General features: G+C 62.6%; 1 protein-coding gene. It reads left to right on the forward strand.

Annotated features, from left to right (window positions below; genetic code table 11):
* Window positions 1–409: RHS domain-containing protein (locus tag C5J26_RS32430; protein WP_172746241.1), on the forward strand; the 409-nt coding region annotated here is incomplete at both ends.

The raw sequence follows: 409 nt of genomic DNA on the forward strand, positions 1-409 counted from the left end.
ATCGAAACAGAGAATGGCGAACAGGCGAAGGCGCGGCACCGTAGCCTGGCGGAGGTGTTGCAGGAGGACACGGGTGTGACGCTACCGGCGGAGCTGGCGGTGATGCTGGGGAGGCTGGAGCGGGAACTGCGGCAGGGCAGCGTGAGTGAAGAAAGCCAGCAGTGGCTTGCACAGTGTGGGTTGACGGCGGAACAGATGGCGGCGCAACTGGAGGCGGAATACATCCCGGAGAGGAAACTTCATCTTTACCACTGTGACCACCGTGGGCTGCCGCAGGCGCTTATCAGCCCGGAAGGGGAAACGGCGTGGCGCGGGGAGTATGACGAGTGGGGAAACCTGCTGGGAGAGGAAAGCACGCAGCACCTTCAACAGTCACTCCGTCTGCCGGGGCAGCAGTATGATGAGGAGT

The organism is Neorhizobium sp. T7_12 (assembly GCF_002968535.1).
Lineage (GTDB): Bacteria > Pseudomonadota > Alphaproteobacteria > Rhizobiales > Rhizobiaceae > Neorhizobium > Neorhizobium tomejilense.